The sequence below is a fragment of the Tautonia plasticadhaerens genome (assembly GCF_007752535.1).
Taxonomy (GTDB): domain Bacteria; phylum Planctomycetota; class Planctomycetia; order Isosphaerales; family Isosphaeraceae; genus Tautonia; species Tautonia plasticadhaerens.
In genome coordinates this window covers 6,870,254-6,888,091 of sequence record NZ_CP036426.1, presented here as the reverse complement: position 1 = coordinate 6,888,091, position 17,838 = coordinate 6,870,254, and the positions used below count along the sequence as shown (strand labels likewise).

The following is a 17,838-nucleotide window of genomic DNA, read 5'->3' as shown; positions in this document are numbered from 1 at the left end:
AACTGGATAGAAATGACACCGGCATGCTCCAGTTTCATTTGGATCTTCTACCTGAAAACGACCGCCTCAAGAAACCCTCTGCGACCTCTGGGCTCTTGCTGCCCTGCGAGAAACATCTTCTCGAATGTCTGAGAGTCCAATCACGTCATCCCCAGGGCCTTCATCGCCGCCGTCATCGGGTCGGAGAAGAACACCGGATCGACCCGCTCCACGATCTCCCCGGAGACTTCGAGGAAGTTCCGCTCGTTCTCCAGCGGCACCAAGGCCCGCCGTGCCCCGTTGTCCATGCCGACCTGGAGCGGCTCGGCCAGCGAACGCACCGACTTGATGTTCCCCTGGAACGACAGGTCGCCCAGCACGAGCAGCCCCGCCACGACCGAGTGCTTCTTGATCGCCGAGTAGACCGCCACGACCAGGGCGATGCCCGCCTCGCACGGCACGTGGTTGCTCAGCAGGTCGATCGCCTCGACGTGGAAGTCGGTCGTGTCCATGGCTTGAGCGATTCCCATCTTGACCTCCTGATTCTGGAAGCTGCCTGCCGTGACTTTCGTGCATGCTGAAGATCAGAATAGCCCGAGCTGCTCGTCGGGCGGCACTACAGTTTCCGTCTCCGGGGTGAATTCGGACCGGAGGACTGCCTTGAAGATGTCGAGCAACTCGGTCAGCGAGCCCAGCAGCATCTCGTAATCCCGGACGGCCGTCTTGCCACGGTGAGTGATGTTGGACCTGATTTGGTAGTAGTAGCCCAGCGCCTTCTTCGGTCTGTCCCGGTCCAGCACTTCCTTCTTGCCCGGATCGTCCGAACGGTACACCTCCCGCCTCCCGGAGACCCGGCTACGGAGTGCGTCGATGAAGGCGGGGTCGTCGGCGAGCTTGAATACCTTCTCGGCTACCCGGTCACCCAGGTGATACTTGAACGACACGAACCGTTCGATGGAACACCACAGGAGCATGTAGGCCATCTGCAAGCGGAAGAATGGTTCCAGATCCCATGCGAAGCGGTCGTTCTCTGCGATGGCCTTCTCGATGACCCAGGGCCAGCGCGCACTTCTATAACAATCCGGCAAGCTCTGCGGCCTTGCGCCCGCCCCGCTGCCCGGGTATACCGTCCACCGTGTCGTGAACCAGACCCGGTGGCCGGAGGTCGGCGATGGCGGGCACCCGCAGCAAGCTCGACGAGATCGTGGCATCGTTCGCGATGCTGGAAGATCCCCGCTCCCACATCAACCGCCGGCATCCGCTGCCCAGCGTCCTGGTCATCGCTGTCTTGGCCGTCCTCGCCGGCGCCGCCGGGCCCACCGCCATCGCCCGCTGGGCGAAGCTCAAAGAGGGGCTCCTGATGGACCTCCTCGACCTGCCGCGCGGCATCCCCGGCAAGGATGTCCTCCGCCGCATCCTGATGACGCTCAAGCCCGCGGCCTTCGAGGCCGCCTTCAACGCCTGGATCGCCCGCCTCCGCGACGAGGCCATCGCCACGACCGGCGTCGATCGGCCGGTCGTCGCCATCGACGGCAAGACGGCCCGCCGCAGCCGCGACGCGAAGGAGGGCCTCGGCCCGCTGCACATCGTCACCGCCTGGGCCGGCGAGTACGGCCTGGCGCTGGGACAGGAGGTGTGCGGCGAGAAGTCGAACGAGATCACGGCCATCCCCGAGCTGCTGAGGCGGATCGACGTCCGCGGCGGGGTAGTGACGATCGACGCGATGGGGGCGCAGAAGGTGATCGCCGAGGAGGTAGTCCGCGGCAAGGCCGACTACGTGTTGGCCCTGAAGGGGAACCACGAGGCGCTGCATCGGGCGGTCATCGAGCACATCGACGAACAGCTGGAGGGGGATCTCAAGGGGGCCGAGGAGCTGACGACGAGCGAGCGCGGGCACGGTCGCGAGGAGCACCGGACCTACCTGCACCTGCCAGCGCCGGCGGCCCTGCCCGGCCGGGCGGAGTGGAAGGGGCTGAGGTCGGTCGGCGTCGTGACGTCGCGGCGGGTGAAGGGAGGCGAAGAGAGCATTGAGATTCGCTACTACCTCAGCAGCCTGCCGGTGGACGCGGAGCAGTTCGCCCGCGCGGTGCGGGGCCACTGGTCCGTGGAGAACGCGTGCCATTGGTCGCTCGACGTGACGTTCCGGGAGGATGACTCGCGGGTCCGCCAGCGGGTGCTGGGGGCGAACATCACCTGGCTGTATCGCTTCACATTGTCGCTCCTCAAGCAGCACCCCGACCGGCGACAGAGCCTGGCCATGAAGCGCCGCGGCTGCGGCTGGAGCGACACGTTTCTGATGGAAGTCATTGCTGCGTTAACATGTTAGTGTGCGCTGGCCCTGCTCGATGACCGTGATGGCCGTGGTGAACAGCGGCTCCTTCTCCCCCTCCCAGACCCGGTACTCGGGATGGACGCTGCCTTTCTCGGGCCTCCTGCCGAAGAGGACGTTCGCCTCCTCTGCTCGGCCATCACGAGAGACCCTCGCTACCCTCCAGACGTAGAGCCTGTCCGGCTCGACGGAGTTGATCTCGGAGTAGGCGGCGGCCGATCTTGAGGGGTTGAAGCGGATGAGCCATCCCGGAATCGGATCATCCCCCTGGCCGACGATCGGCAGCCCGTCCCGTTCGAGTAGCTCACCCATGATCGTCCAGTCGGGCTCGACGGCCAGGACGAAGGTACGAATCCGGCTGTAGCCGATCTGGCCGGGGCGGAACAGGCCGTAACTAAAAAAGGGCAGGCTCGTGTCGTCCGGCTGGTCCATGTGAGTTGATCTCCTCTCGATACCGGCTGGGTTGCAAGCGGGAAGGGTGGCTCATGTTGCCTGGCTTGGCCGTGGACCATCCACCCGTCCTCCCCAGACCGCAACATCCTGCCCGCCCCAGGAGCCTTTCCAGAGGCTCGTCGTGCAGGTTCGCAACAACAGATTCTTCCAGAGCAGCGAGTTCTGGAAGACCTCCTCCTCGGGGCTGAAAAGCTCGAAGACCGTCCGTGACGCCACGAGGATCATCTTCTGCTTCGCCCGGCTCAAGGCTACCGTCAGCCGCCTGGGATCGAGCAGGAACTCGCTGGAGGCCAGCAGGTAGCCCTTGTCGCTCTCGGTGGCGCTGACCAGGATCACCGTCCGCTCGCCGCCCTGGAATCGCTCCACCGTGTCGATGGCCGACCGGGCGACCAGGCCGCTCTCGGGGTCCAGCACGCAGAGGCCGGGGAACGCCTGCTGCAACGCCGCCCGCTGCGCCCGGTGCGGCACCACGATCCCGACGCCCGTTGTCGCATCCAGGCCGTAGCCGGACGTGTCCGCCAGCGTGCGGATGATCAGCTCGATGAGCGACTGCTCGAAGGCGTTCCGCATCTGGCTGGACGCCTCGTCGTGGACGACCAAGGTCAGCGGGTACTCGGGCCTCAGCACGGCGGCGACCATTTCGTCCGTGTGCGACCGGGCGATCAGCACGTCGGTCTTGCGGGAGTGGAACGGGATGCCGTCGTGGCGGTAGACCTCCTGCCGCAGGAACTCGGCGACGGCCGAATGCAGCCGGAAGCTCTCGGCGAACCGGATCATCGGCGGGTCGAGCCGCCGGAGCGTGTCGAAGAGCGAGGCGAAGACCTCGTACTGGCGGAACGTCCGCCGGGCCTCCGAGTCCCAGTCGTGCTGGACAATCGGCGGCATCTGGCGGTGGTCGCCCACGACGATGAGCTGCCCGTCCGGGCTCAGCGGCAACGCCGCCATGAGGGCCTCGGGCAGGTTCATCTGGGACGCCTCGTCGAGCACCAGGCAGTCGCAGAAGTCCTGGCCGAACAGATCCTTCGGCCATTTCGCCTTGACCAGCCCGTACATCCCGCCGGGCGTCAGCGCGACGAGTGACCAGCGGTCGGACAGCACGATGTCGGCGTTCTTCGGCTCGCCCCTCGGCTTGGCGTTGTCCTTGATCAGGTGGGTCACGCCGTCCGGCGGCGGGTCACGGGGGGCGACACGGTCGATCGGCACGTCCAGCAGACGGGCGTCGAAGTACTTCTTGAATCGTTTGGGGTCCGACCGCCGGAGTTCGCCGAGCCGCTCCCGCACGCCGAGCAGCTCCTTCATCAGCACGTCGGTGGCGGCGTGCGTCTTGCAGCCGACGAAGACCCGGAAGTCCCGCCCCTCCTCCATGGCCGCCTGGATGCGGGCGAAGAGGGCGAAGGCCGTGGAATACGACTTGCCCGTGCCGGGCGGCCCCTGGACCAGCAACAGCGGGGTCCGCCCGTAGGCCCCGATGTAGGCCCGCTTGCTCTCCTCGAAATCGTGGAGCAGGTCGGCGGCGTGGAAGGCATAGAGCCCCGCCAGGAACCGGGCCTGTCCGGGGAGCGAGGCCGGGGCCGCAGCGACGGGGGGCCGGCCCTCCAGCCGGTCGAGGAGGGCGTTCGGCTCGCCGGCGCACAGGCCATCGACGACCTGCCGGCACCAGGAGCCGTACCAGCTGTTCGGGCAGTGGTCGAGCGTGCAGAGCTGGCCGTCCTCCAGCGGACGGGGGATCGACCCGAAGACGAAGCCCTCGGCCCCGCCCCACCTCGGCGGGGCGAACTCCACCTCGACGACCCCGGAGACGATGCGGTTCGACCCCTCGTCCCTGGCGGTGACGATCTTCTTCAGGTCCACCCGGTCGCCGTAGAGCATCTGCTTGGGCGTCGGGGTGAACGGCTTACGATCGGCCTCCGGCAGGCGCTCGTCCAGCGCCCAGCGGGAGAAAAGGACCAGCCGGTCCCCGGCCCGGAGGGTGGTCAGGGCCAGGGCGTCGTCGAGGTCGCAGTCCAGGCCGGTCGATTCGAGCCGGAGCCGGACCCACAGGCCGCCGGGCGACCAGCGGGTCTCGTCTCGCCGGGCCTTGTCCAGCTCGACCTTGCCGGCGTGCGGGTGCGCCGCCCGGAAGGCCGCCTCGTACTCCAGCTTCTTGTGGTACTTCCCCAGGTTCTCCCGGACCCGCTCCCGGATCTCCGGCTCCTGGTCCTCCTCGCAGTAGCGGGCCAGCAGCGTCTCGCCCATCAGCACCCGCCGCTCGGGCGGGGCGTGCCGGATGCGTTTCCAGTCGCCCAGCTCGACGTGCCGTTCGATGGTGACGAACTCGTGCAGGGCGTGGGCCAGGTCGTCGGCCTTGTCCTCGTAATGGGCCAGGTCGGGCAGGACGAACGGCGTCTTCTGCGTGTTGGGATTGCCGGGGATCGAGTCGGCGACGTGCTCCAGGGCCTCCAGCCGCCGCCCTTGGAAGGCCCGCAACAGCCCCGGCGTCACGGCCCGGAAGTCGGCGAACTCGTCCCCCTTGCCCTCGCCGGGAAGCGGCAACTCGCCCCAGGCGGCGTAGGCGTATTCCAGCGGGATCGAGCTGCCGAACCGGGAACGCCGGGTGGTCCATTCGGTCTGCCCGTCGATGTCGAGCTTGCCCAGGTAGTCGAACATCCGGGCCTGGAACGGTTGCCGGTACGGGTCGGGCCGATTCCAGTCGAACTTGAGGTACGTGGCGACCGACTGGAGCGACTGGCACGTCATGGGGAAGTTGCGGGACGAGCGGATCTCCTCGTCCAGGTAGCTGGCGATCGGCGAGTCGAAGGCGGCGAGCTGGGTCAGGAAGTCGTACAGCGGCGGGGTGGCCTCCAGGATGGGCGGGAAGTTGCGGGCGAGGGCCTCCAGGAGCATCCGCTGCTCGTGACGATCGAAGAAGACGAGGTGGATCGGGGCCGTCTTCGTGCCGTCCTGCGGCTCGTCGGGGACGGCCAGCTCGACGACGGCCCGGAGCAGGTCTCGGGTCCACTCGACGAGGAGTTGGCGTTCGCTCGCCGCCGTGTTCGGGGGGCCTTCCGTGCATCGGATGACGGACCGCCTGGCGATCGGCTCCCCGTCCCAGCAGGCGACGACCAGGCCGCCGAGCAGGTAGATCCGGCCTTCGAGGTAGTCGTGCTGGGCGTCGAGGTAGAGGCGGACGAGGTTCGGGTTCACGTCGGGCCGGGACACCGGCAGCGAGCTGCTCCCCTTGCCGGGGATGTGGCCGAGGGCCTGGGTGCCGTCCTTGCGGACCGAGCGGCGGAAGCTCCTGGCCCGGTGGACGAGTTCGTCGAGCCTCGGGCCGACCGGCCAGGTGGCGGCGAGCTGCCGGACCAGCGCCTCCCGACCGGGTGCCGGGACGAGTTCCCTGGGATCGACTCCTCCGATCGAGGGGGCGAAGTCCTTGAGCGTGGCGAGCGACTCGACCGTGGTGATCCCCGCCCGGCGGAGGGCCAGCTTCTCGGTCCCGCTCATGTACGGCAGCAGCGACAGATCTTCGTGTTCCGCACTCCACTTCAGGCAGAATTCGTTGTAGAGGCAGCCGTCGCACTTGTAGGACAGGCAGTAGTACTACTCCGTTAGCCACTACGAACCAGCCCCGGGGTCTTGTTCGTACCAGGTGGTATGAGGCACCAGAAAGAAGCTACGTCTTCCGTGGCCTGCCTCGCTTACGAGGGATCTTCACGAACCACTTCTCAAGCGACGGCAGGCGGATCACCTCGGCCTCCAACGCCTCCATCTCCTCGGGCTTCAGCCTGACCCCCTTGGCGTAGGTCGTCTCCACCAGGCTGACCACCGGGTGCTTCCGCTTCCAGGTCATCGATCGGGCGAATCCCAACACCGCCTCCACCGAGTCCAGCAGCGACCCGTTCCAGTGCATCTCCAGCACGCCCCAGCACCGCTCGATCGGGTTGTACTTGCTGTGGTACGGCGGGTAGTACGCCAACTGCACCACCAGGCGATACTTGCGGGCGAAGGCCACGATCCGCTTGAGGAACTGGCTCCGCCGGCTGTGGTTCTCCGGGCCGTTGTCCAGGTTGATCACCAGCGTCTTGACCCGCAGGAACCGCAGGCGGACGCCCTCCCACCATTGCTCCAGGCGATCGGCGATGAAGTCGCTGGTGACCTTCGACCGGGCCATGTACAGCCACAGGTCGTCGTGCTCGGGCAGGAAGATGCCGAAGGGGGTCAGCGTCGCCACGGGCTTGAAGTCGTGATCCGCCGCCTTCGTGCCGGTCCGGCTCCGGCCCCGCCGTGAGAAGGGGCCGACATGCACCGTCGCCTTGGCGTCGATCGAGAGCCGCAGGGTGCCCCTGGCCCGATCCGCCTCGGGGTTGACCGCCTTCAGTTGATCGAAGATGGCATCGGTCTGCGGGACTCTTTTTGGGGGCGGCACTTGGCCACCCTGGAGAGGCGATAGCCCAGCAGGTTCAGCTTGGTGTTGATGGTCTGCTGGGTGGGCAACTCCTCGTCGGTGTAGCCCTTCGTGGCGATCAACTGGCGTCGGACCTCGGCGGCACTGATCCGGGTGAAGAGCCCCTTGGTCTGGAACTTGGGGTCGGCCTGGCTCTGCCCGTCGGCGATGCTGCGGATGTCATCGAGGAGTCGGGGCAAGTGCTCCTCGGCGGGCTTGCGACGGCGGGCCGAGAAGGCGTCCACGCAGGTCATGCCCGAGCGGAGTTCGTGCGTGCCCTTGCGGATGGTCTCCCGGCACCAGCCGAGATGCTCCTGGGCCCAGCGTTGTCCACCCCGCCCCATCGCTGCGACGGTCTTGGCCATGAAGACTCGCTTCGGACTGCCCTTGAGGGCCTTGGCGGCATCGATGAGGACGGGGATCATCTCGGGGCTGGGCCGCATCTGCGTATCTCCTTGATCTCCTGGTGCGAAGGTCTCAGGATACGGAAGAGTTTTGTCCTTTCAATCCCCTGAGCAAGACCTACACCCCCGAACTCGACCCCGAGGCCCTCTCACGCCTCGACGCCTACGCCGCCCGCTTCCGCGACGCCTTCGCCCTCGATCGGCCCGCCCGCTGGTGCCCGGTCTATCTCCGCGGCCTGATCACCGACGGCGAGCGCAAGAGCATCGAGCCGCTCTCCCGACGCGTCCCCCTGCCGCCCGAGCTGGCCGTCAAGGACCCCGAGCAGGCGCTGCAGCAGTTCGTCAGCCAGAGCCCCTGGGACGAGCAGGCGGCCTGGAAGCGCTACAGGGCCGTCATGGCCGAGTGCTTCGCCGACCCGGCCGGCATCTTCGTCATCGACGACACGACCTTCCCCAAGCAGGGCAAGCACTCCGTCGGGGTGCAGCGTCAGCACTGCGGCGCGCTGGGCAAGAAGGCCAACTGCCAGTGCGCCGTCTCGGTGCACTACGTCAGCCCGAAGGGGCACTGCCCGCTCGACCTGCGGCTGTACCTGCCGGAGAGCTGGCTGGGGGACGAGGCGCGCCTCGACCGGGCGGGCGTGCCCGAGCCGGAGCGGCGGATGCTGACCAAGGGGCAGATCGCCTTGGAGCTGCTGGACCGGGTCCGTGGCGAGGGGCTGCCGGGGCAGCTGGTGCTGGCCGACGCCGGCTACGGCGTCTCCGGGCCGTCCCGCGCCGGCCTGGCCGAGCGTGGCCTGCACTATATCGTCGGCGTCACCGACGAGTTGGTGGTCTTCACCGAGGAGCCCCGGTGGATCGAGCCGACGGCCGCGACGGGCGGCCGCCCGCAGAAGCGGCCCCGCCTGGCCGAGGGATCCCCCCGGCCGGTCAGCCTGAGGGAGCTGGCCTCGCGGACGCCGCGGCGGAAGGTCACCTGGCGCGAAGGGACGAAGGGCCCGATGTCGGGCCGCTTCGCCTGGCTGCGGGTCTGGCCGGGGCACGGCTGGGCCACCGGCGACTGTGCCGGCGAGGAGCCGCTCTGGCTGCTGATCGAGGAGCAGGCCGACGGCAAGCTCAAGTACGCCTTCAGCGACCTGCCGGCGGGCACCAGCCGCCTGCGGGCAGTGCGGCTGTGGCGGAGCCGCTGGCCGGTGGAGCAGGGCTACCAGCAGATGAAGGAGGAACTCGGGCTGGACCACTTCGAGGGCCGCTCCTGGCGCGGGTTCCACCACCACGCCTGCCTGGTGATGCTGGCCTACGGCTTCCTGGCACTCGAGCAGCGGCGAGCCCGCCGGGGTCGACCCCGGCCGGGCAAAAGGGGGGGCGCCGAGGTCCGGTGATCACGCTGCCGTCGATCCGCCGGGCCCTGCAACGCCTGCTGGCCCCGATCTGCCGGCACGACTGCCCCTACTGCCGGGGACTCGTCGACCCACCTCCCGAGCAACTAACGGAGTAGTAGTAGGGCAAGTCCTCGAAGGGGGCCTGGGCCACCCGGCGGGCGGTCGAACCGGACCCCAGGACCAGATCGGAGGCTGCCTGGACGTAGGCATCGGGATCGGCCACGACTTCGAGCAGGGCCTCCTCCACCAGCCCGAATGACCCCTCGGCGGCGTCACGCCGGGGCTCGATCTCGACCTGCTCCTCCGGAGTGGGATCGGCGGGCGAGCGGTAGAGGACGCCCATGGTGATCGGCTCGTGGGCGATGCCGTCGTCACGGAAGATCCGCTCCACCATTAGCCGGTAGAAGGCAACCTGGAGGCGGTGCTCGACCTTGACCTCGGCGGTCGATTTCAGGTCGGCGAGCAGGACATGCAGGGTGCCGTCGCCGTCCCGTTCCAGCTTCAGCAGGTCCACGTCGCCCCGCAGTCGCCAGCCCTCCACCTCGGCCTCCAACCGGGGCTGGAACAGCAGGACCGCCTCGCCGGGCCGCAGGGTGCGGGCCTCGCCGGCGACCTCCCGGTTGTTCTCGGGGCGATTGTGCGCCAGGGCATACTTGACGGCGTAGTGGACGGTGCGGGACCGCCGGGCCAGCGCCTCCTCGATGGTCTTCTCGAAGGTGTGGCCCGAGCGTGAGAGCAGCGGGCTGATCCGCTGGGGGACAACGCCGTAGGGCTCCATGAAATCCTGCCCGGCCCGCTCGGCCAGGCGGAACCGCAGGAACCGCTCGCACTGCTCCAGGCGGACGAACAGCGACACGTCCGTCGGGGTCAGCCGGAGCGGACGACCGGGGTCGAGGATCGGGAGTGTGGTGGATGAGGAGGCCATGAGTGCTCTAGGACTCCCGTGCCGGCTCGGCCATCGCTCCCAGGAAGGGGCTCGGCGTGCCGAAGGAGGTCACGATCAGGCGGTCCCTCGCCCTGGTCGCCGCCACGAACAGCAGCGACCGCTCCCGCTCCCCGTGGTCGGCCAGGGCCGTCGGGTCGTCGCCCAGGGAGGCGACCCGCAGGGGCATCGTCCGGGCGGAGAGACCGGCCAGTACCATCACCGGGAACTCCAGGCCCTTGACCCGGTGCATCGTCGCCAGCCGGATACCACCGTCGGGACGCTCCCGGCCCCGGTCGAGGATCTGGTGCGGGATGCCGAGGTTCTTCAGCAACGGGGCGTATTCGTTGCGGATCAGCGAGTTGGTGCGGGCGACCAGGCAGACCTCCTCGGGCTGACGAGCCTCGACCAGGCTGCGGAGGGTCGCCGCCAGGAACTCCCGCTCCTCGTCCCGGCCGCCGAAGTGGTGGACCTCCGGCTCCGACCCCGAGAGCAGCGAGCGGTAACCCCGCTCGCCGTCCCGCCCCTCGTCCAGGTCGTCCGCCTCGACACCCCGCAGGACGCCCATCGCCCAGGCCCGGATCTGCTCGGTGGTCCGGTAGTTGATCCGCAGGCAGGCCGATCGGCCCCGGATGGATATCCCGCAGCGGGACAGCGAGACCTTCGGGCCGTAGATCCGCTGGTGGGCGTCCCCGACCAGGAACAGGTCATCCGGCCCCGCCGGGGCCAGCGACCGGATCAGCCGCCACTCCTCGGGGTGGAAGTCCTGGGCCTCGTCCACGATCACGGACCGGTACGCCGGCCTGGCCCGGCCCGACTCCAGCAGTCGGCGGGCCTCCCGGATCACAGTCAGCCAGTCCCTCAAGCCTCGCCGCCCCAGGGACTCCTTGTACCGCTCGAAGACCTGCCAGGCCCGGCCCCGCTGGGGCCGGGAGAGCGTCTTGCCCCGGCCCAGCCGGGCCACCTTCAGGTAGGCGTCCCGGTCCTCGATCCCGCCGGCCAGGACCACATCCTCCCACTCCTTGCGCAGGAACGCCGTATCGAAGTCCCGGACGCCCGTCGTGGTGATCGCCTCCTGCCAGCCCTGCTCGATCTCCTCGGGGCCGGCGATCTCGCCCTCGACCCCGTGCGACCGCAGCAGGCGGACGGCCCAGGCGTGCAGGTGGACGACCTCGACCCGCTCCCGCTCCGGCCCGCAGAAGGTCTTCAGGGTCGCCTCGATGTTCTCGGCGAGGTTGGCGGTGTAGGTCGTCACCAGGATGCGGTCGCTCGGGTCGGTGAAGACCCTCGCCGCCAGGTGCCTGGCCCGGTGCATCGCCACGACCGTCTTGCCCGTGCCGGCACCGCCGAGGACTCGGGCCGGGCCGTTGAACGCCTTGCCGACGAGCTTCTCCTGGCCGGGGTGGAGGAAGACCCGCCACTTCTCCAGCGGGGCCTCCAGCATCGCCGCCAGCTCGTCGTCGGAGTGGATGGTGACGAACCGACGCCTCGTGTCGGGGTGCTCCAGGGCGGCGGCCAGGTCGTCGGGATCGACCCGCCCCCCGGCCGGGACGGCGACCGCCTCCCTCACCTCGGGGGGCGGGATGCCCTCGGCCAGCCAGAGCAGAGCCTCGTCGGCCTCGGCCGGCAGGTGCCGGCCCAGGCTCACCAGCTCCCGAACCGAGCGGACCGACCGCACCGAGGGCAGCAGCACGGCCGGGACGCCGAAGGAGAGCAGCACGTCGTCGTCGTAGGCGGCGAACAGGCCAAGGACGGGGCCGTCGCCGTCGTCGGTCGGGGCCGCCCGCTCGACCTCCTCGACGCCGACGACCTGCAAGGCACCGGTCACCGGGTTGACCTCGAAGCTCTTGCGGGCGGCCCAGGCCATCGCCTCGTCGTGGTTGTCCACCCAGACCAGGACGTACACGTCACCCCGGTCCGGGTGGAGGACCACCGCCCGGTACTTCTTGTCGATCCGCACCGTCCGAATCTTGTCGTCCCGGACGCCGTGGAGCTTCTCGTAGTTGATGGCCAAGGAGGTCGGGTCGGCCTTGAACTTCTCGGTGAACTCCCGGACCTTCCGCTGCTGCGGCCTGGGCAGCCGGGCGAAGGCGTCGAGGAACTCGCTGGCCAGGGCGACGGTGGGCATGGGCGGTTCACTCCGGCAGCAGGTCGAGCAGCCGCTCCTCGGTCACGTCATCGGCGAGGAAGACGGTCCAGCCCTGCCGGCGGAACGCCTCCAGGCCCTCCGCCCGCTCGGGGACCAGCACGGCCAGCCCCCGATCTTCCCAGGCCAGCTCGGCGTCGGCGCAGATCCGCTCGTCGTCGTCCTGGAGTTCGTAGCCGACGACCGGCAGCGGCCGATCGTGCTCGATGCAAATCTGCACCAGATGGCGGCACCGCTCGTCGCAGAACTCCAGCGCCTCCTCGGCCTCACGCCGCCGTTCGGCGAGCACGGGATCGGGCGGAATCCGGCCCGTGGCATCCTGATCGTGATCCGTTGCGGTCCCCGAGTGCCGCACGGGGCCGGACTCGACCGCCTCGGCCAGGTCGGCCCGGCCGATCGCCTGGGCGAGGTTCTTGAGGCGCTGCCGGACCGCCTGGGGATCGTCCAGGTCTCGGGACTGCACGACGATCACCGTGTAGCCGTCCAGTTCGAGCATGCCCCGGATCAGCTGGTCCCGCTGGGCGGTCTTGGGGTCGCCATGCAGGCCCCGACTCATGCCGTCCAGGTAGACGGCGACCTTGCTCGCTTCGTGCAGCCAGTCCGGCTCGGTGGCCAGCCCCGCCGGGGTGACGATCCGCTGCCGGCAGACGCCCGCCGGGAACTGGTGGTCGAGCAGCAACCGCTGGAGCCGGGCCTCGGGCGTGTTCGAGGGCATCCCCTCGCCGGGCTTCTCCTCCTCGAACACCGGCACGATCTGGCGATAAGATTCGGGGAGGTGGTCGAGGTCTCCGATCAGCCCCAGGGCCTCGTGGCGGTTGAGCCGGTCGTGATGGAACTGGTTGCGGAAGGTCTTCAGGCAGGCGTAGCAGGCCGTCTCGCAACCCTGGACGCACCCGGCGAGCAGTTCCTTCGACGTGGCGACGAGTTCCTGCCAGCGGTAGAGCATCTGCTCCAGCAGCCCCGAGCCGCCGGGCATCGGGTCGTAGACCAGCAGGTCCAGCGTGTCGTCGGGCTTGCGGACCAGCAGCAGTTGCAGGTCGTCCGGCCCCATGTCCAGCAGCCGGGTCGCCGCCGTCCGCAGGGCCTCGCCGACGTTGATGCCCTCGGCCTCGCCGTCAACGTCGTGAAACCGCAGCAGGTCCACATCGGCCTGCACGGCGAGGGCCAGCCGGGTCACGACCTTGCCGCACCGCTCCTTGTGGACGGCCAGGAAACGATCGATCTCCTGCTGCACGGCGTAGGGCGACTTGGCCGCCCCGCAGACCGAGCAGATCCAGTGGCCGATCTCGCCCCGCTTGACCCGGCCGGCCTCGCCGACGTTGACCAGCTCGATGCCCTGGCCCCGCAGGTGGCTGACCTCCCGGTCGCCGATCTTGTAGCCGACCCCGCCCCGGTTGCGCCTGCGGAGCCGGCCCAGCACCGACACCGGCATCGAGAACCGCAGGTTCTCGTCCTCGGTGATGCGGCTCTCGTGGGCGAGGTCCAGGTCGGTCAGCGGCAGGGCGTCGATCGGCACGCCCCCGGTCTGGCCGTAGGACGCATCGCCGGCCTGCTCGGTGACGTAGCCCCGCTCGGGATCGACTCGCAGGCTGCGGATGCGGGCCGTCTCGTCGGCCTGGAGTTGGTAGCGGGAGACGTAGTACGAGCCCCGGTTGGCGTAGATCCGGTTGCCGGGGACGAACTCCCGCAGGCCGACGACGTTGCTGCGGGACAGGTCGAAGGCTCGGGGGCCGCCCTGGCGGCCGGAACCCCGCCGGGCCGAGGCGACGATGCCGCCCTCGTAGACGCCGTAGCCGGGCAGGAAGCCCTCGACGGCCAGCACCGTCAGGGTATAGGTCTGCCGGTCGCAGGCGACGATCGACCGGATAAAGTCGTCGCAACGCCGCAGGAGCTGCTCTTCCTCCCGCTCGATCAACCTCGTGTTCTTCTTGCCGTGCAGGTCCGCCTGGGTCGTCCTGGCCCAGCCCAGCCGTCGGTGCAGCCGCTTGATGACCGCATCGAGGGCGTCGGCCGTCTCGGCGATCGTCCGCTCGATGGCCTCTCGTGAGGCCAGCTCGGCAGCCTCCTCGGGCCAGTGGCCGGCGAAGAGGGTGATGAGGCGGTCCGCCAGCTCGCCCCGCATCGAGTCGATCAGCGCCTTCAGCGGGGCTGTGCTAGTCGGGGTTTCCCGGAAGTGGCTGTTTTCGTCCAGGAGATACCTGCGGATGAAGATCGGGAACAGGTCGTCGAGGATGCCCCGGACCCGCTCGCCGACACTTTCGGGCTCCTGGGAGCGCAAGAGGAGATCCGAGAGGATCGCCGAGCGGATGTGCTTGGCGACCATCAGCGGGTTGCGGAGGTTGAACGTCGGGGCCTCGATCGAGCCGCCCAGCAGCCGCAGCGGGTCGTCGAAGAAGTAGCGGTCGTGGTTCGAGCGGCGGCAGTAGGTGACGCAGACGGCCATCCGCTCCTCTCGGCCCGCCCGTCCGGCCCGCTGCCAGTAGTTCGACGGCCGGGGCGGGACGTTCCGCATCAGGGCCATGTCCAGGGCACCGATGTTGACGCCCATCTCCAGGGTCGGCGTGGCGACCAGGCAGTTGGTCCGGCCGTGCTTCGACTTGAAGTCCTGCTCGATCCTGTTGCGGACCTCGCCCGGCACCTGGGCGGTGTGCTCCTCGGCGTTGACCATCACGAACGGGCGGCCCATGAGCCAGACATCGTACTTCTCCTCGTCGGGCTGCTCGGTGACCGTCGTGCCATGGCAGTTGTAGCGGGTGCAGGCGGACTTCGGTGCCTTGCGGGCCGTGATCCGCTGGCAGATCGTGCAACGTTCCCGGACCCGGCTCGGCCCGGCGACGAGCCGCTCCAGGTCCACCTGCCACACGTCGGCCAGCGGCGTCTCCCTCTGGGAGCGGAGCGTGACCTTCCGCAGGATCTTCGCCTCGTCGGTCAGGAACTCCCAGAGCATCCTGACCGCCGCATCGACATCGAGCGTGTCGGGGCGGGCGGACCACTTCTTGACGAGGGCCTGCACGGCCGAGGCCCCCTTGCGGGCGATCAAGCCCGTCGCCTTCCGGTCCGCCTGGCCCGCCGTGAGCACCAGGCCGCCGGGGTGGAACTCCCGCAGGTTCAGCAGGCCCGCCTGGAGGTAGGGGTCGTCCTTGGCGTGGTAGCGGGAGAAGATCGGGTCGTTCGTCACGAAGAAGTAGCGGCTCCGCCGCCAGTTGTCGAGCAGCAGGCTGACGGCCTCGACCGCCTCCTCGGGCGAGATCTCCAGGGCATCGGCCCAGCGGCGCAGGCCCGTGTTCTCCGTGGTGACGCCCTCGTAGGAAACCCGTGACAGACCCATCGATTCGAGGCAGTCGGTGCGGCGGACGCCGGTGGAGAACTCCCGCAGGACCATGTACCGCAGGGCCTTGTGGACCGGCACCCACTTGTTGTGGCCGAAGACCGCCGGGGCCTCCTCGCCGGTCAGCTCGGGCAGCAAGGTGTCGATGAGGTTCTGATCCTTGCGAAACTGATCCATGAGCCGGTCGGTGATGGCGTCGAGCGGCTGCGGGGTGCCGGCCTCGGCGATGGCCCCGTGCATCATGTGCCGCAGGCGGATGCGGCGGGCGTGGTCCTGCATCCAGCCGGCCTGGAAGGCGGCGTCCTGGCGGCTGTCGGCGAAGATGATCAGCTTCTCGTGGCCCTCGGGGGCGGCGTTGATCATCGCCTGGGCGAGGATGTGGACATCCGAGACGGTGACCGCCTGGACCTTGCGGGCCGGCTCGACCGTCCGGCCTCCGATCGGGAACGACGGCGTGTTGCACGAAGGGCAGGCGGAGAGCACCGGGCCAAACACGATCAGCGGCAGGAGCGGCTCCCGGTGGCCACAGCCGTCGGCCAGGCAGCGGTCCGAGGGGTCACGGTGCATCGACCCGCACTGGCGGCAGAAGTGGCCACGGGGCCAGCGGGCGCTGCGGGCGGATGGGCCGCCGTCGGCCTCCTCCAGCAGGCGGTTGGTCAGCACGAGCCGGATGCCGGTCCCCTGCGGCGTGGGGGACCACCAGGCGTTGTCCTGGCCGGATGCGTCCTGGGCGGCGTTGCCGTTCTCGAAGCCCCGGAGCCTGTTGTTCGCCCCACGGGCCAGCTCCAGGTCGAGGAGGTGCGTCTCGAAGAAGTGCTGGCCGCAGCTGCGGCAGGTCAGCACCGGCAGGAAGCCGTCGTCGTGGCGACCGGCGAACCGCTCCTTGGCGTCGTGGAGCGAGAGGAACAGGTGCAGCTTCGGGTCGGACTCGATGCCGTCGAGGGCGACGACCATCTCGTCGAGGCCCCGGAGGAAGAAGTGGACCTTGGGCCGCAGCAACGACTCCCCGCCCTTGCGGGCGGCGGCGCCGAGGATCAGGCAGGCCAGCAGCTCGGCGGTGGCCCGCTCCCCCTCGGCCAGCCGACTCATCGCCACCCGCTGCGAGGTCTGCCAGGCGGCCTCGTCCAGCCGCCTGGGATGTTTGAGGATCTGGGTGGCCTGGAAGACGTACTCGTTGGCGACGAGGTGGTCGAACAGGGACTCCCGCCAGTCGTCGCCAGGCTCGAAGATCTGACCGGTCAGCTCCTCGACGACCTTGCTGATGGCCCCGAAATCGACCGGCTCGGTGATCGCTGCCAGGACTCGGGTCAGGCGGTCCATGCCGTCGCCGTGGGGGACGACGGGCTTGTAGCGCCGGCGGGGCCACTCCCGGCTGACGTAGGACTCGCCGACCAACGTGACGTGCTCGGGATCGACGCCGAAGAAGCGGGCGGCGAAGCGGCGGGCCGTGTCGTCGTCGTCGCCCTGGCGGGTGGGGTCGGAGAGGGTGGCCGAGGTGCCGATGCAGAGGATCTCGTCGGCGGACTTCCCGGCCAGCGAGCGGACCCGGCGGATCAGGCAGGCGACCTCGGCCCCGGTCGCCCCGCCGTAGGTGTGGGCCTCGTCGAAGACGAGGTAGCGGAGCGGGGCACCGGCGAAGAGGGCCACGTCGGGCAGGCGGGTGGTCAGGACTTCGAGCTGGCGGTAGTTGGTCAGCAGGATGCGGGGCCGGCGGCGGCGGATGTCCTCCTCGGAGAGGCACTCCTCGGGCGGGGCCAGGGGTCGGACGGCCCGGTCCTCGGCCTGGGCCTCCTCCCGGCGCTGCCGGCGGGCGGCGAGGTACGCCTGGCGGCCGGAGCCCTCGAAGCGGTCCACGCCGGCGTCGGATTCCTTCGCCGGGGTGGTGCCGACCCACTGGCCGAAGGTGATGCCGGTGCCGCCGAGCATGTCCCGCAGGCGGTCGAGCTGGTCGTTGGCCAGGGCGTTCATCGGGTAGACGAGGATCGCCGTCAGCCCCTCGTACACGTCCCGGTCCCGCTGCCGCAAGAGGTCGTCGAGGATGGGGTAGAGGAACGATTCGGTCTTGCCCGATCCGGTGCCGGTGGCGACGAGGACGTGCCGGCCCTCCTTGACGGCGTGGAGGACTTGCTCCTGGTGCAGCCACATGGAGGGATAGCCGATCAGGCCCGGCATGACCGGGTGGAGCAGGCCCCGCTCGGCCATCGCCGGGACCGACTCCCCCTTGGCGAACGCCTCGGAGAGGGAGACGAACGGCCCCTTCACCAGCGGGATGTCGAGCGACGAGGGGCGTTCCAGCAGCGAGCGGGCCTGCTGCGCCAACTCGGGGTCCGACAGGGGGAACGCCGAGAAGATGTAGCGGAGGAACTCGTCGCAGATCTGGTGGGCGAATTGAATGGGGTTAATTGTCGAACTTCTCAAAGCGAGTGCAGGTTTCACCATCGCACCGGCGGGGATGGGCATTCCCTCAAGGCCACC

10 protein-coding genes are annotated in these 17,838 nt (G+C 69.2%); 2 read left to right on the top strand and 8 right to left on the bottom strand.

What is annotated here, in order from left to right; all coding sequences use genetic code 11:
* Positions 1-140: 140 nt before the first annotated feature.
* Positions 141-509: a S16 family serine protease gene (locus tag ElP_RS27425; RefSeq protein ID WP_197446417.1), complete on the bottom strand. Its 369-nt coding sequence runs from the start codon at positions 507-509 to the stop codon at positions 141-143.
* Positions 510-563: 54 nt separating this feature from the next.
* Complete coding sequence (locus tag ElP_RS27420; protein WP_145275686.1) at positions 564-1,067, bottom strand: hypothetical protein; 504 nt, start codon at positions 1,065-1,067, stop codon at positions 564-566.
* Between the two features lie 83 nt (positions 1,068-1,150).
* Between ElP_RS27420 and ElP_RS27415 the strand changes: the two genes are divergently transcribed.
* Positions 1,151-2,305, top strand: a complete 1,155-nt coding sequence (locus tag ElP_RS27415) for an ISAs1 family transposase (protein WP_145271338.1) — start codon at positions 1,151-1,153, stop codon at positions 2,303-2,305.
* Here ElP_RS27415 and ElP_RS27410 read toward each other — a convergent pair.
* The 3 genes from ElP_RS27410 to ElP_RS41395 all read right to left on the bottom strand — a co-directional run bounded on the left by ElP_RS27410 (position 2,294) and on the right by ElP_RS41395 (position 7,627).
* Positions 2,294-2,740 (bottom strand): hypothetical protein, encoded by a 447-nt coding sequence (locus ElP_RS27410; protein ID WP_145275685.1) that lies wholly within the window; start codon positions 2,738-2,740, stop codon positions 2,294-2,296. The two genes, ElP_RS27415 and ElP_RS27410, sit on opposite strands and share 12 nt — an antisense overlap.
* 51 nt (positions 2,741-2,791) lie before the next feature.
* Positions 2,792-6,244: a DEAD/DEAH box helicase gene (locus ElP_RS27405; protein ID WP_145275683.1), complete on the bottom strand. Its 3,453-nt coding sequence runs from the start codon at positions 6,242-6,244 to the stop codon at positions 2,792-2,794.
* Positions 6,245-6,413: 169 nt separating this feature from the next.
* A protein-coding gene (locus ElP_RS41395; RefSeq protein ID WP_390834704.1) for an ISAzo13 family transposase occupies positions 6,414-7,627 on the bottom strand; the annotation gives its coding sequence in 2 pieces (ribosomal slippage) (positions 6,414-7,150 and positions 7,150-7,627; 1,215 coding nt in all).
* 68 nt (positions 7,628-7,695) lie between these two features.
* Here ElP_RS41395 and ElP_RS27395 point away from each other — a divergent pair.
* The gene (locus ElP_RS27395; protein WP_145267817.1) at positions 7,696-8,967 is read left to right on the top strand and encodes an IS701 family transposase; all 1,272 of its coding nucleotides are present in this window, start codon (positions 7,696-7,698) and stop codon (positions 8,965-8,967) included.
* 67 nt (positions 8,968-9,034) lie between these two features.
* Here ElP_RS27395 and ElP_RS27390 read toward each other — a convergent pair whose 3' ends face one another.
* Genes ElP_RS27390 through ElP_RS27380 form a run of 3 tightly spaced genes read right to left on the bottom strand, consistent with a single transcriptional unit; the run spans position 9,035 to position 17,823 of the window.
* Positions 9,035-9,892 carry a PD-(D/E)XK nuclease family protein gene (locus ElP_RS27390; RefSeq protein ID WP_145275681.1) on the bottom strand — a complete coding sequence of 286 codons (858 nt, stop codon included), beginning with the start codon at positions 9,890-9,892 and terminating at the stop codon, positions 9,035-9,037.
* A 7-nt stretch (positions 9,893-9,899) separates the two neighbouring features.
* A complete protein-coding gene (locus ElP_RS27385) occupies positions 9,900-12,017 on the bottom strand; it encodes a UvrD-helicase domain-containing protein (RefSeq protein WP_145275679.1) in 2,118 nt (705 codons plus the stop codon).
* Between the two features lie 7 nt (positions 12,018-12,024).
* Entirely contained in the window at positions 12,025-17,823 is a 5,799-nt protein-coding gene (locus tag ElP_RS27380; protein WP_197446415.1) for a DEAD/DEAH box helicase, read from the bottom strand.
* Between the last annotated feature and the right edge of the window lie 15 nt (positions 17,824-17,838).